Here is a 14,214-nt window from a genome sequence, read left to right on the forward strand (position 1 = left end):
GGCGGCTAGCGCAGCCAGTTGGTTTTCGCCAGCTCAATCACTTCGTCGCCGCGCCCGCTGATGATGGCCCGCAGCATGTACAGACTGAAGCCCTTGGCCTGTCCCAGTTTGATTTCCGGCGGCATCACCAGTTCGTCCGTGGCGGTGACGACATCCAGCAGCACCGGGCCGTCGTGGGAGAAAGCCTCTTCCAGCGCGGCGTCCAGCTCGGAGGCTTTCTCCACGCGGAGTCCCTTAACGCCGCAGGCATTGGCGATCTCCGCGAAGTTGGGATTGTGCAGTTCGGTGCCGTCCGTCAGGAAGCCGCCCGCTTTCATCTCCATCGCCACAAATCCCAGCGCGCTGTTATTAAACACCACGATTTTTACCGGCAGTTTGAGCTGGGCGACGGACAGAAAATCGCCCATCAGCATGGTAAAGCCCCCATCGCCGCTGAACGACACGACCTGCCGGTTAGGATCGACCGACTGCGCGCCCAGCGCCTGAGGCATCGCGCTGGCCATGGAGCCGTGGCTGAAGGAGCCGATGAGACGGCGTTTGCCGTTCATTTTCAGGTAACGTGCGGCCCAGACGGTCGGCGTGCCGACGTCGCAGGTAAAGATGGCGTCCTCGCTGGCATAGTGGCTGATCTGTCGGGCGAGATACTGGGGATGAATCTCCTGTTTGTCGTTCGGTTCCGCCAGCTCGTCCAGCCCCTTGCGCGCGTCCGCATAATGCTTCAACGCCTCATCAAGGAAGTGGCGGTCGTCCTGCTGATCCAGTAATGGGAGCAGCGCCGTCAGGGTAGATTTGACGTCGCCCAGCAGCGCCATGTCCACGTGGCAGTGGGAGCCGATACTACCGGGGTTGATGTCGATCTGGATAATCTTGGCGTTCGTCGGATAGAACGCGCGGTAGGGAAACTGCGTGCCCAGCAGCAATACCATCTCGGCATTCATCATCGCGTGGTAGCCGGAAGAAAAGCCGATGAGTCCGGTCATCCCGACGCTGAAGGGGTTGTCGTATTCGATGTTCTCTTTGCCCCGTAGCGCGTGAACGACCGGCGCCTGTAGCGTGGCCGCCAGTTGCACGACGTCATCATGCGCGTCCGCGCAGCCGTTGCCGCACATCAGAGTGATGTTTTTAGCGGCGTTCAGCAGCTCCGCCAGTTTGTGCAACTCGCTGTCCACCGGCAGTACGCGCGGCGCCGGGATCGGATACCAGTCCGTCGACGCGCCTTCCGGGGCAGGCTTCAGCGCGACGTCGCCGGGCAGTACGATGACCGAAACGCCACGATTGTGGATCGCTTTACGCATGGCGATCGCCAGCACCTGCGGAAGCTGTTCAGGGTTGGAAATCAGTTCGCAGTAGTGGCTGCATTCGCGGAACAGTTCCTGCGGGTGGGTTTCCTGAAAATAGTTGCTGCCGATCTCGCTGGACGGAATGTGCGCCGCGATGGCGAGAACCGGAACATGGTTTCGATGGCAGTCGAATAATCCGTTAATCAGATGAAGGTTGCCTGGCCCGCAGGATCCGGCGCAGACGGCCAGTTCTCCGGTCAACTGTGCTTCGGCGCCTGCCGCGAAGGCGGCGACCTCTTCGTGACGGGTCGGCATCCAAGCAAGGGTGCCCATGCGGTTCAGGCTGTCGCTCAGCCCGTTCAGAGAATCGCCCGTGACTCCCCAAATGCGTTTCACTCCGGCGCTTTCCAGCGTTTTGGCAACGAAATCGGCAACGGTTTGCTTCATACGCTTTCGCTCCTTACGACGATGTGGCATCTCTTCGATGGCGAAGTATATTCAGACAAGCGTAGTTGAATAACCTGCCGCACGGGCTTGCCGAGACGGTGAAAAGTGTGAACTGATGTTGGGATTGTCAGCCGGACATCTGGGGATGCAGCGGGATGCGCCTGAGGAACGGGAAGGAGAATAGCCTCTCCGCATCCTCTGTTTGTCGCGGTTAGTCGGGGGTGTCGGCTTTATCGCCTTGTGGCGCATATGCAGGCGCGGATTCCGCAGCGAACGGCGCGATGTAGCGCTGATAACGCGAGGGTTTGAGCTGCTGTAAGTCCACCAGCACCAGTCCGTCGATGCAGTTGTTGAAGTCCGGGTCGATGCCGAAGTCAATGAACTGCACGCCACCGGTTTCACACAGCTCGGAATACTGTTTGTAAAGCGTGGGGATCGCGCAACCGAGGTTGTTAAGCATACTCTTTAGGCGCGTGAGGTCTTGCTGATAATCGTTGCCCTGGAACTGCTTCAGCACATCCGGCAACGATGCGGGGTAAGGACGCCGCGACCGCGCCAGCGGCTGACGTGGCGGGAAATACAGCCGATAGAACGCCACCAGCAGGTCCCGGGCGGTGATGGGCAGCGTACCGGACAGTGACACCGGGCCGAACAGATAACGGTACTGCGGAAAGCGCGCCACATAGGCGCCGATGCCCAGCCACAAATATTCCAGTCCTCGCTTGCCCCAGTACTTGGGTTGAATGAAGCTGCGACCCAGCTCGATACCGTTGGCGAGTATTGTCCCCATCTCGCCGCCATACTGAAACAGGCTGTGGCTATACAGCTGATGCGGGTCCTGATGGGCGGTGGGGGTGAAACGGTAGGCCCCTACGATATCCAGCTTCTCTTCGTCCCACAGCACCAGATGCAGATAGTGGTCGTCGAAGTGATCTAGATCGCGTCGCAGCCCGCAGCCTTCGCCGACGGCGCGAAAGGCGATTTCCCGCAGGCGGCCCAGTTCCCGCAGAATCGGCGAGTAGTCTTCGTCTTTACGCTGATAGAGATAAATCGTTTTACCGTCCGGAGTGGTGCCCAGCACGTCGCAGTCGGTCAGCGCCTGTTTCAGTCGCGACCGATCCTCCGACAGCGCAATAGGTTTCTCCCCGGCGAAGCAGCCCGGCTTGCCCTGACCTAACCGGTAAACATGGCGGCGGAAGCGGGCCGCCATATCGTTGGCCTGCCACTCTCCCTGACTCCAGGTCGCGTAAGGGATTTGCGGGCCAATGCGCAGGTTTAATTTATTGCCGCGCTGATGAAACATCTCTCTCACCAGCAGTAGCGTGGATAATGGGCGATAAATCAGGGAGGAAAGGTAAAACAGTCCGCTGTTGCGGCCCTTGATGTGGATCGGAACAATCGGCGCCCGCGCTTTGGCCGCCATGCGGATAAACCCGCTGTGCCAGTGGCCGTCGCGGATCCCATGCAGGCTAATGCGCGAGACTTCTCCCGCGGGGAACAAAATGACGGCGCCATCCTGATGGAGATGATTTTGAATGTTGGCGATTTGCTGTCGGTTGGTGCGGTTGCTGAAGTTGTCGACGGAGAAGAACAGCGATTTCAGCGGTTCGATGTAGGAAAGCAGCTGGCTGGCAACGATACGGACATCCGGCCTGACGCTGGCGACGTGCCGCAGCAGGGCGAGTCCATCCAGTGATCCGATGGGATGATTCGCCACCAGAACCACCGGACCGTGGCTGGGAATGTTTTCCAAATCGCCTTCCACCATTTCGCAGTTGAGGTCGAAATAGTCCAGTATTTCCTCCACCAGATCGAGCCCCCGTAGGTGGGGATTTCGTTGGGCGAACTGCTGCATTTCCTGCTCGAATAACAGCGTTCGTAATACCGTGCGTTGCCAGGTTGGCGTGTGTCTATGCGGAGCCAGATCCTGCAATAAGGTGTCTAAGCTGAACATATTCGGATCTCCATGATCACCAAGAATCACGGTAAGTGATAAAAATGACACATATATTTCAGATTAGATTAAGTCGGTAATTTCGCTTTTTCTGCGGCGCATTTGGCGTACTTTCATCGCCGCAACAATAATGGCTGTTAAGCGACGCGATATTGCGCGTTTCATTTCATCGTAAGCGTAAAAATAGCGCGTTGATAACTCTGGAAAATAACGATTTTACGTGCGAACGAGGTTATTTCCTGACGTGAAAAGCGCCGCCGGAAATAAAGGCTTTAGGCGCTTTGTTGTTGTGATGTCGCGGTATTTTTACGCATCCGCCTGGCCTGTGAATGTGGGCGGCGGATGAATGATAGCGACGCTATGGAGCTGTTGTACCGTAGGCGATTTTATTGATGTACCAGGTTTTTCTCCCGGTCGGCGTCGGCACCTCCGCCTCTTCATCGACGCTTTTTTTCAGCAGTGCCCGAGCCATCGGCGCGTCGATCGAGATATAGTCCTTGCGGCCGTATATTTCGTCCGGGCCGACAATGCGAAACAGCTTCACGTCCCCGTCTTCGTTTTCAACCTCTACCCACGCGCCGAAAAAGACTTTGCCGTCCTGCTGCGGCGAGTAATCCACCACTCGCACTACCTGCAGGCGTTTGCGCAGGTAGCGGACGCGCCGGTCGATCTCACGCAGCAGGCGTTTGTTGTACTGGTAGTCGGCATTTTCGCTGCGGTCGCCCAGACTGGCGGCCCAGGCGACTTTTTCTGTGATTTCAGGTCGGCGCTCTTTCCACAGGTAGTTGAGCTCCTGATGCAGGGACTCATATCCTTCTCGGGTAATAAGATCGGTTTTCATACGTCTCGGTTAAAAATCTATGTTATTAAATCTCGGTGTCACGACGGCACGTCTGTCAACGATAACGGAATTCATGTTGTCTATATGTCATTATCTTCGAATATGGACAAAGGAAATGTTTGATTACAACGTATTTTTATATGGTTTGTAACAATTATGATTAGAATATAAACCAGAAAAGATTGTCCAGTGTTTAACAAGTTTTGAACAATATCAACATAGGCGTTCATCCCGTCTTTGGAGAATAAAATGCAAGAGAACTACAAAATTCTGGTCGTTGATGACGATATGCGTCTGCGTGCGCTATTAGAGCGTTACCTGACCGAACAAGGATTTCAGGTACGTAGCGTCGCCAACGCGGAACAGATGGATCGTCTGCTGACGCGCGAGTCCTTTCATCTGATGGTACTGGACCTGATGCTACCGGGCGAAGACGGCCTGTCTATTTGCCGTCGCCTGCGCAGCCAGAGCAACCCGATGCCGATCATCATGGTGACCGCGAAAGGGGAAGAAGTCGATCGCATCGTCGGACTGGAAATCGGCGCGGACGACTATATTCCAAAACCGTTCAACCCGCGTGAACTGCTGGCCCGTATCCGTGCGGTGCTGCGCCGTCAGGCGAACGAACTGCCGGGCGCGCCGTCTCAGGAAGAAGCGATTGTCGCTTTCGGCAAATTCAAGCTGAACCTGGGGACGCGTGAGATGTTCCGCGACGACGAGCCGATGCCGCTCACCAGCGGTGAGTTCGCCGTATTGAAGGCGCTGGTCAGCCATCCGCGTGAGCCTTTGTCTCGCGATAAGCTGATGAATCTGGCCCGTGGTCGCGAATACAGCGCGATGGAGCGTTCCATCGACGTACAGATTTCCCGCCTGCGCCGCATGGTCGAGGAAGATCCGGCGCACCCACGTTATATTCAGACCGTCTGGGGTCTGGGCTACGTCTTCGTCCCGGACGGCAGTAAGGCATGAGACGCTGGCGCTTCTCTCCGCGCAGCTCCTTCGCCCGTACGCTGTTGCTGATCGTCACCCTGCTGTTCGTCAGCCTGGTGACCACCTATCTTGTCGTGCTGAACTTCGCCATCCTGCCGAGTTTGCAGCAGTTCAACAAGGTGCTGGCCTATGAGGTCAGAATGCTGATGACCGATAAGCTGCAGCTGGAAGACGGTTCTACGCTGGAAGTGCCGCCGGCCTTTCGGCGTGAAATTTACCGGGAGCTGGGCATTTCGCTGTACACCAATGCCGCAGCGGAAGAGAGCGGGTTGCGCTGGGCGCAGCATTACCAGTTTCTGAGCCAGCAGATGGCGCAGCAGCTGGGCGGTCCGACGGAAGTGCGGGTCGAAGTCAGTAAAAATACCCCGGTGGTATGGCTGAAAACCTGGCTGTCTCCCGACATCTGGGTACGCGTGCCGCTGACCGAAATTCATCAGGGCGATTTCTCGCCGCTCTTCCGTTATACCCTGGCGATTATGCTGCTGGTGATTGGCGGCGCCTGGTTGTTTATCCGGGTGCAAAACCGACCGTTGGTGGAGCTGGAGCACGCAGCGTTACAGGTCGGGAAAGGTATTATTCCGCCGCCGCTGCGGGAGTATGGCGCGTCTGAGGTCCGATCGGTGACGCGCGCCTTCAACCAGATGGCGGCAGGGGTCAAGCTCCTGGCGGACGATCGCACCCTGCTGATGGCGGGCGTCAGCCATGATTTGCGCACGCCGCTGACGCGTATTCGTCTGGCGACGGAGATGATGGATAAAGAGGATGAGTATCTGGCGGAGTCGATCAATAAAGACATCGAAGAGTGCAACGCCATCATCGAACAGTTCATCGACTATCTGCGTACCGGTCAGGAGATGCAGATGGAGATCGCCGACCTCAATAGTATTCTGGGTGAGGTCGTCGCTTCGGAAAGCGGTTATGAACGTCAAATCGACAGCGAGTTTTGGGAGGGGGAACTGTTAGTCAATGCCAGTCCGCTTTCCATCAAACGCGCGGCGCTGAATCTGGTGGTCAACGCCACCCGTTACGGCAATGGCTGGATCCGCGTCAGCAGCGGCAGCGAACTCCAGCGCGCCTGGTTCCAGGTGGAGGATGATGGAGAAGGCATTGCTCCCGAGAACCTCAAACATCTGTTCCAGCCGTTTGTCCGCGGCGACAGCGCCCGTAGTACCAGCGGCACCGGCCTGGGGCTGGCTATTGTGCAGCGCATCATTGACGCGCATCACGGCTCACTGGAAGTGGGCAGTAGCGAACGAGGGGGACTGCTGGTTAGGGTCTATCTGCCGATGACCTACAGCAGAACGGTCCTCGAACCGGTCGACACGGCGGATAATCTCCCCGGGGCCTAAAGATAATGCGCTTTTATCTCTATTGCCGGTTTCCCTACCGGCGATACCTCTGCGTTTTGCTCGTCGTTAAATTCGCTTTCCGGTTAATCTGCTCATTTCGAGATGGGCTTTGTACTGGAGGGTTGTGTACGCAGAGATAGCGAGCGTCATTTCTGCGCCACTTCGTTCCCGCAGCTCCCCTGCCATTCTCCCTGATATTCAACGCTCATTGAATTGGATGACGTCGATCTTCGTTCTGTTCCTTGGAAAAAAATGCCTGCGGTTGCAGGCATTCGTTGTGGAGTCGCTGATGACGGATCAGATCTTCGGACCGGCGGCGACCAGCGCAGCTCCTGCCGGGGTATCGGTGTATTTGTCGAAGTTGGCGATAAAGCGTTGAGCCAGATCTTCGGCATTCGCTTGCCACTGTGCGGCGCTCTCATAGGTATCGCGCGGATCCAGAATCGATGGGTCCACGCCGGCCAACGCGGTCGGGACAGACAGATTGAAGATAGGCAGCGTTTTCGTTTCCGCCTCCTCAATGCTGCCATTCAGGATGGCGGCGATAATGCCCCGCGTGTCCTTGATAGAAATGCGTTTGCCGGTGCCGTTCCAACCGGTATTTACCAGGTAGGCCTGTGCGCCGGAGGCCTGCATCCTTTTCACCAGCACTTCGGCATACTGTGTGGGATGCAGCGTGAGGAAGGCGGCGCCGAAGCAGGCGGAGAATGTTGGGGTTGGCTCGGTAATGCCGCGCTCAGTCCCGGCCAGTTTGGCGGTGAAGCCGGACAGGAAGTGATACTGCGTCTGATCGGACGTCAGGCGAGATACGGGCGGGAGCACGCCGAACGCGTCGGCGGTCAGGAAAATGACCTTGGTGGCATGGCCCGCTTTGGAAACCGGTTTGACGATATTTGGAATGTGATCGATCGGATAAGAAACCCGGGTGTTTTCGGTTTTCGAACCGTCGTCGAAGTCGATGCTGCCGTCCGCGCGCACGGTCACGTTTTCCAGCAGCGCGTCACGCTTGATGGCGCCGTAGATATCCGGCTCGGCTTCCTTGGAGAGCCTAATGGTTTTGGCGTAACAGCCGCCTTCGAAGTTAAAGACGCCGTCGTCGTCCCAGCCGTGTTCGTCATCGCCAATCAACTGGCGGTTTGGATCGGTGGACAGGGTGGTTTTACCCGTGCCGGAAAGGCCGAAGAAGACTGCGACGTCGCCCGCTTCGCCGACGTTGGCGGAGCAGTGCATGGAGGCGATGCCTTTTAGCGGCAGCAGGTAGTTCATCATGGCGAACAGCCCTTTCTTCATCTCGCCGCCGTACCACGTTCCGCCGATCAGCTGGATGCCTTCGGTAAGGTTAAAAGCAACGAAGTTCTCTGAATTGAGTCCTTGTTCCCGCCAGTTAGGATTGGTGCACTTCGCGCCGTTCAGCACGGTGAAGTCTGGGACAAAATCGCGCAGTTCGTCGTCGCTGGGACGGATAAACATGTTTTTCACGAAATGCGCCTGCCAGGCGACTTCGGTAATGAAACGGACTTTCAGCCGGCTGTCGGGGTTGGCGCCGCAGTAGGCATCAACGACAAAGAGGCGTTTCCCGGAGAGCTGCTCGCCGACTCGCTGTTTCAACTGTAGCCAGACGTCCTGGCTGAGGGGATGGTTGTCATTCTTGCCAGTGCCTTGATCGGACCACCAGACGGTATCGCGCGTCACGTCATCACGGACGATATATTTATCTTTAGGGGAGCGGCCGGTGAAAATACCGGTGTTGACGGCGACAGCACCCAGCTCGGTTTCGACGCCGCGTTCGTAGCCTTCTAATGTAGGAGATGTTTCTTCTTTAAACAGTAAATCGTAGCTCGGGTTATAGACGAGTTCGCGGATGTCGTGAATGCCGTAAGCGGAAAGCGCCCGTGACATCTGGCCGTTAATCTCCATGTGGCTACTCCTCAATGGGTATTGTCCAACTGCCTCTTAGTGTAGGGCCAGAGCTTATTTTAACTACGAGAACTATCATAAAATTAAATAAATTCTTTAATAACTTTGCTTAATCTTGTGACGCAAAAGTAATAAAAATGTGATAGAGAGCACAGAATGAGAAAGAAAGGGCGTCTGACGGCGCCCTCTTCAGCGGTGGGATTAGTGCAGGTGGGTGCGTGAGGCGGACTGACGAATATCGTCAATGTCGGCCGCGTTGAAGACGTAATGGCTACCGCAATAATCGCAATGCATGTCGATGTTGCCGTCCTGTGCCAGAATATCGTCCACTTCGCTTTCCGACAGTGTTAGCAGGGCGTTCTCACAGCGTTCGCGCGAGCAGTGGCAGTGGAAACTGACCGACTGAGGCTCATACACCGTCACCTCTTCCTGATGATACAGGCGATATAACACTTCGTTGGCGGGCAGAGAGAACAGTTCCTCGCCTTTCACGGTGGTCGTCAGCTGAGAGAGATGATCGAAGTCGTCTCGGTGACCTTCCTGGGCTGGCAGCACCTGCAGCAGCATACCGGCGGCGCAAGGTTTGCCGTCGTGCTCGCCGGTACGGATAAACAGGCGCGTCGGCAGCTGTTCTGACTGCTGGAAGTAGTTTTCCAGGCAGGCGGACAGGGTGTTGCCTTCGAGGCCGACGACACCCTGGTAGCGCTCGCCTTCGGTGGGCGTGATGGTGATCACCAGATAGCCATTGCCGATCATGTCGTGCAGCGAGCTTTCAGGGGCGATGTCTCCCTGCAGGCGAGCCACGCCGCGCATCTGCTGAGCGTTGTTGCCGTTGATGACGGCCAGTTTGAGCGGGCCATCGCCCTGTAGCTGAACCGTGATGTCACCGCTGAATTTCAGCGTAGCGGTCAACAAGCTGGTAGCCACCAGCAGTTCGCCGAGCAGGGTTTGCACGGGGGCCGGGTAATCATGATTCTTCAGCACCTGCTGGAGCGTGTCGCCGACCGTGACCAGTTCACCGCGAACGGCGTGGCTTTCAAACAGGTAACGGTGCAATTGATCGTGTGTGGACATAATATTTTCTCGCGGCGACGGCGGGTTAGTCCGCGTCGCTGTATTTAAATTTAATCAAATCCCGGCGCTCTTTTTTATCTGGGCGACGGTCGGGGTGGGGCATGGACAGCGCGTTCATTTTTCTTGCCTGCGCCATTTTTTCCCGTTTTTCGATACTGACCTCGGTTTCCTGGTACATCGCCTGCGCCTGAGGCGCGGAACGGCGCTGCGCGCAGATTTCCAGGATCACAATGGTGCGTTCGTCGTTGCCCTGACGTAATTTTAGCTCGGCATTCAGCTCGACCAGTTTGCTGGGCTTGCTGCGTTGACCGTTATAGTGAACCTTGCCGCCTTCAACCATATCGCGGGCGATGGCGCGGGTTTTGTAAATTCGGGCCGCCCATAGCCACTTGTCCAGCCGGACCGCGGCGTTGTCTTCATGCTGGCTGGCTTTGCTCATATATGCTCCTCAAAAACCGGTTTCGCCTGTCAAAGCGGGGATCAGCGCCCGATAATCGTTGGTGGCGGGATGACGATGAAACATTTTGCCCTCGGGCAGGCTGGAGTCTGGGTTGCTGACGCCCAGACAATAGCCGATCCCGAACGTCTTGGCCGCATCCAAAATGGGTTCGCTGTCATCCACAAACAAGGTTCTTGCCGGGTCGAATCCGATTTGAGTTTGTACCGCCTGCCATAAACGCTGATCTTCTTTCGGAAAGCCATAAGTATGGGTGGAAAGTAATAAATCAAGGTGCTGATCGAGTCCCGTGCGTTCAATTTTGACCGATAGGCTGTGCGGATGGGCGTTAGTCAGCAAAACCGTGTGGCGACCGCTATCCCTTAATGCACGAAGAAACGGCGCGGTGTCGTCCCGCAGCCGGGCGCGTGAAGCGATGTCGCGCGTCATCTGACGTATATCCAGATCCAACTGCTGGCTCCAATAGTCGAGGCAGTACCAACTGAGCGTGTGCTGAACGGACTGATATTCGTGCGCCATCAGTTCCTTCGCTTCTTCCAGCGAAATACCGCGCCTTTCGCTGAGCGATTGCGGCACCAACTGGAGCCAAAAATAGCTGTCGAAAGCGAGATCAAGCAGGGTGCCGTCCATATCCAGCAGCACGGTATCTATCTCTTTCCAATCGAGTTCGGACATCATCATCTCTCCGGCAAAAAGGCCATTGCCGCCGGAAGCGGCCGTCAGGCTGAGGTTGTCTGTACGCCAGTATACCGGTTCAAGGCTGATGATTTCACGACGGGCGAGAGGCGCTGCCGTGTAACGCTGGTGTAGCGGAGGTCTCCGGCGCCAGATATCTGGCGTAATACTGTTGAATATCGGCAATACGCTGTTTGCTGCGGCGGTGTTTCATGACCAACTGCACGACGTTAATAATAAACACGCTCGTAAACAGCAGAAGCAGCACGCTGCTGCCGAGGTAGCGCCACAGCGTGACCGCATCGGGTTCGCTATGAAGGGAGATATGGCGAGTGCCGTTGGCGTCCAACGCGATCGCCGTGATCACGCCGCTGGCTTCAAAGGAAGTGTGCAGCAGCATCGCGGACAAACGCTGCAATTCCTGCCATTGTTCCGCTGGCCGATACTCGACCAGCGGCGTCATCGGTTCTGGGTGGGTGACGAATTGGTTGCCTTCATCGCTACGGATCAGGAACCCGGCCGGCGGTGGGCTGTTCAACGCATTGGTGGCGTTGCGAAGCTCTTGCAAATAAAAGTAGTCCGTGGCGTTGTTGACCAGAGTATCCAGCGTTTCGGCACTCACGGGGCGCAGTATCACGCTGGTGCCTTTCAGCGCGCCAGAGCTGGCGCGCCTGACCAAAACGTTCCAGCTTTTCACATTGCCGAGGTTGATCAGCGCGTTCTTCAGACGCGTACAGTCCTCTTCTTTTTCGCACAAGTCTTCGGTTTTCAGTACGATGTCGGAAAAATCATTGAGCAGAATCATGCCGGACTTCTGAATCGCGCTGGCTAACGGTGAGCTAGCCCCGTCGCCATTTGTTGAGGGATGCAGCTGTTCGTTGACTGTGGCGCGCAGGGCGATGGTTTTTTCGATGATATCGGATTCAGGCAGCGGTAGCGGGTCAGCTTTATTCCAATAGATGGCGGAACAGTCGAAGGGCTGGAAAGCCGACGTGCTGGGAGGCGTAGGGCCGTGATCGACCGGCGGAACGTAACACATGCCGGTGCCACGCACCTGCAAGGTATCGCCGACATGGAGCGGCATCTTCTCCAGTTCGTCGACCTGTGTGACTTTGATGTTATTCGCGCCTTTGATCCAAGCGAGGCTGAGCTTAAGCGGTAGATCGAGCGGAACGTAGCTCAACAGCAGCAAAAGGCTGAACAGCGCGCCGCAGGCCAGCACCAAATTTTTGCCGCGTTTCTGCAAGGGAAAGCGTTTCACTTCATTATGAAGCGACAGATATTTTCCCTGTCGAACGACCTGCCGATTCTGGTAAATGTCCACATCAGTCTTTTTCCCCAAATCGTGACCGATATAAGGCTGCCAGTGCGGCGGGTAAATCAGATCAATGTTCCCGAGAGAGATGTTGCCAAGACGGCTTTGGTTCGATTCGCCGAAAAGTCCTAGACAATGTGGCGTGCCATTCAGACAGTGAACATCCTGCAGCTCTTTTTCACGGGGAGCTCGAAATAGCTGCCAACAGCTCCATGCGGCCAGGATACAGGCTGTGGCAGCCAGCCACGGTAGCACTGCCAGCGGGCTGTTAAGGCTGAAGACCAAAAGCAAAAAGGCGCAGCAAAGTATGGCGGCGTCTTTAATCCCGCGAGAACGATGCGTGGCGTACTCTTCCCGCGTTTCCTTCCGCACGGAAAGCAGTTCGGTATGCTCGTTTTCCTCCGGGAGAATCGACGCATTGCCGATCGGCAGTTCACGGTTGTTCGAGAAATCTCTGTTGTTGATATATTCCGTGATCGAGTGTCCGTTAAGCGAAATGACCAGCGGCATCGAACGCGTGGTGATCAGTTCGATCTCGTTATTCTGTGTGATGTATTGTTCCCAGCTGGGAGGGAGGTGAACTTCTTGTGTATCAATGAAGTATCGCCATTTATTCGGCGCATCGGTGCTAAGCCCATAGCGGGTAATACTGTGCGTAATGGGATATACACGGTTGCTGAGCAGAGAACGGGTCAGACGTGGGGAAGACGCCGACGCGGTAAGCGGCAGCGTATTGCCAGCATCTCTCGACACCAAATATTGTTCTACAGCCTTGCGTTCCGTCGAGGTCAGCTGGCGATGTCCAGAGACTACGGGCAGGCGTTTGGCAAAAAGAAAACGACGATACATGCGATAGCCAATGAAACCCCCTACCGCAATCAGACAGGCTAACAATACAGACAATATGATGAGTATTGTACTCATATCATTACCATCCAATAGCGTCAGGTTTCCTCTGTTTTTTTTTGGATACTAACAAAGATACATAGGCTAAATTATCCCATCTAGCTTTGCTGGCTGCCTTTGCTAACTGAATTTATATATTCTTGTCTTGATCCTTGGATGCTAACAAGGCCAGACATGAACAAAAATGAGGATAATCCTATTTTTTTTCATCCAAGTGCCTATCTGGTTTACATAAGTGAAGCTTATGTTTTTAAGGTGTTGCAATATTGTTGTTTTGGTATGGTAAAGTTGCAGGCAGCAACGCGATTGCCGCAAAATGCCCATGTGGCCCCTGCTGTGAAGAGTACCAGTATTTTTCCAACTGTGCGGTCAGCGTCAGTCAATTTCCTCTGTAACCGGGGCTTCTATGGAAAATAACCTGCAAAAACCCAAAATTCTCGGGGTTGAAACCGTAGCCCGCTCGCGTCTGTTTAATGTTGAATCGGTGGATCTAGAGTTCAGCAACGGCGAGCGCCGCGTGTATGAACGGATGCGTCCTTCCGGACGGGAGGCGGTGATGATTGTGCCGGTTATCGGCGATGACCTGCTGCTGATCCGCGAATACGCGGTGGGGATCGAACAGTATGAACTGGGCTTTCCCAAAGGGCTGATCGATGCGGGGGAAACGGTGTTTGAAGCGGCTGACCGAGAATTGAAGGAAGAAGTCGGATTTGGTGCGGAGCATTTCGAACTACTGGCGACCTTGACGCTGGCCCCTTCCTATTTTTCCAGTCAGATGAATATCGTCATTGCCCGTGGGCTTTATCCTCAGCGCTTACAAGGCGATGAGCCGGAGCCGTTGATCCCTGTCCGTTGGCCGCAGGCGCGGATGATGTCGCTATTGCAGGAGGCGGATTTTCGGGAGGCTCGCAACGTTAGTGCGCTATTCCTGGCGCATGCCCACCTCTTTTCGCCGTCTCCCCTGAAATAGCGTCGCACTCTACAGGCAGGCGCGCTGGTGACAGCGCGC

11 protein-coding genes are annotated in these 14,214 nt (G+C 55.8%); 3 read left to right on the plus strand and 8 right to left on the minus strand.

The features are described 5' to 3' along the window. Nucleotides 1-5 precede the first annotated feature (5 nt). From poxB to greB, 3 genes are all read right to left on the minus strand, one after another. A complete protein-coding gene (poxB, locus tag BLU64_RS14765; protein ID WP_074729233.1) occupies nucleotides 6-1,727 on the minus strand; it encodes a ubiquinone-dependent pyruvate dehydrogenase in 1,722 nt (573 codons plus the stop codon). A gap of 211 nt (nucleotides 1,728-1,938) precedes the next feature. After that, a complete protein-coding gene (gene olsF / locus BLU64_RS14770; protein WP_051625604.1) occupies nucleotides 1,939-3,681 on the minus strand; it encodes a bifunctional ornithine lipid synthase OlsF in 1,743 nt (580 codons plus the stop codon). A 358-nt stretch (nucleotides 3,682-4,039) separates the two neighbouring features. Beyond that, entirely contained in the window at nucleotides 4,040-4,522 is a 483-nt protein-coding gene (gene greB / locus BLU64_RS14775) for a transcription elongation factor GreB (RefSeq protein ID WP_074729235.1), read from the minus strand. A gap of 249 nt (nucleotides 4,523-4,771) precedes the next feature. Between greB and ompR the strand changes: the two genes are divergently transcribed. Together ompR and envZ are read left to right on the plus strand one after the other, a co-directional pair. Further along, nucleotides 4,772-5,491, plus strand: coding sequence for an osmolarity response regulator transcription factor OmpR (ompR, locus tag BLU64_RS14780; RefSeq protein ID WP_026744242.1), 720 nt, complete (start codon nucleotides 4,772-4,774; stop codon nucleotides 5,489-5,491). Beyond that, a complete protein-coding gene (gene envZ, locus BLU64_RS14785; RefSeq protein WP_074729236.1) occupies nucleotides 5,488-6,861 on the plus strand; it encodes a two-component system sensor histidine kinase EnvZ in 1,374 nt (457 codons plus the stop codon). The genes ompR and envZ overlap by 4 nt, the downstream gene beginning before the upstream one ends. Nucleotides 6,862-7,158: 297 nt before the next feature. On the opposite strand, the gene pckA is transcribed toward envZ, so the two are convergent. The 5 genes from pckA to BLU64_RS14810 all read right to left on the minus strand — a co-directional run bounded on the left by pckA (nucleotide 7,159) and on the right by BLU64_RS14810 (nucleotide 13,223). Further along, on the minus strand, nucleotides 7,159-8,778 hold the full coding sequence (gene pckA, locus BLU64_RS14790) for a phosphoenolpyruvate carboxykinase (ATP) (RefSeq protein ID WP_074729238.1): 1,620 nt from the start codon (nucleotides 8,776-8,778) through the stop codon (nucleotides 7,159-7,161). A gap of 201 nt (nucleotides 8,779-8,979) precedes the next feature. Beyond that, complete coding sequence (hslO, locus tag BLU64_RS14795; RefSeq protein ID WP_026744240.1) at nucleotides 8,980-9,852, minus strand: Hsp33 family molecular chaperone HslO; 873 nt, start codon at nucleotides 9,850-9,852, stop codon at nucleotides 8,980-8,982. 25 nt (nucleotides 9,853-9,877) lie between these two features. Then, complete coding sequence (gene hslR, locus BLU64_RS14800) at nucleotides 9,878-10,291, minus strand: ribosome-associated heat shock protein Hsp15 (RefSeq protein ID WP_026744239.1); 414 nt, start codon at nucleotides 10,289-10,291, stop codon at nucleotides 9,878-9,880. A gap of 9 nt (nucleotides 10,292-10,300) precedes the next feature. Continuing rightward, nucleotides 10,301-10,987 carry a GMP/IMP nucleotidase gene (yrfG, locus tag BLU64_RS14805; RefSeq protein WP_026744238.1) on the minus strand — a complete coding sequence of 229 codons (687 nt, stop codon included), beginning with the start codon at nucleotides 10,985-10,987 and terminating at the stop codon, nucleotides 10,301-10,303. A gap of 91 nt (nucleotides 10,988-11,078) precedes the next feature. Further along, nucleotides 11,079-13,223 (minus strand): intracellular growth attenuator family protein, encoded by a 2,145-nt coding sequence (locus BLU64_RS14810; protein WP_026744237.1) that lies wholly within the window; start codon nucleotides 13,221-13,223, stop codon nucleotides 11,079-11,081. 388 nt (nucleotides 13,224-13,611) lie between these two features. Here BLU64_RS14810 and nudE point away from each other — a divergent pair, with 388 nt between their 5' ends. Beyond that, entirely contained in the window at nucleotides 13,612-14,175 is a 564-nt protein-coding gene (gene nudE, locus BLU64_RS14815; RefSeq protein ID WP_026744236.1) for an ADP compounds hydrolase NudE, read from the plus strand. The last annotated feature ends 39 nt before the right edge of the window (nucleotides 14,176-14,214 follow it).

Origin of the sequence: Lonsdalea quercina (genome assembly GCF_900107885.1) — a bacterium.
Lineage (GTDB): Bacteria > Pseudomonadota > Gammaproteobacteria > Enterobacterales > Enterobacteriaceae > Lonsdalea > Lonsdalea quercina.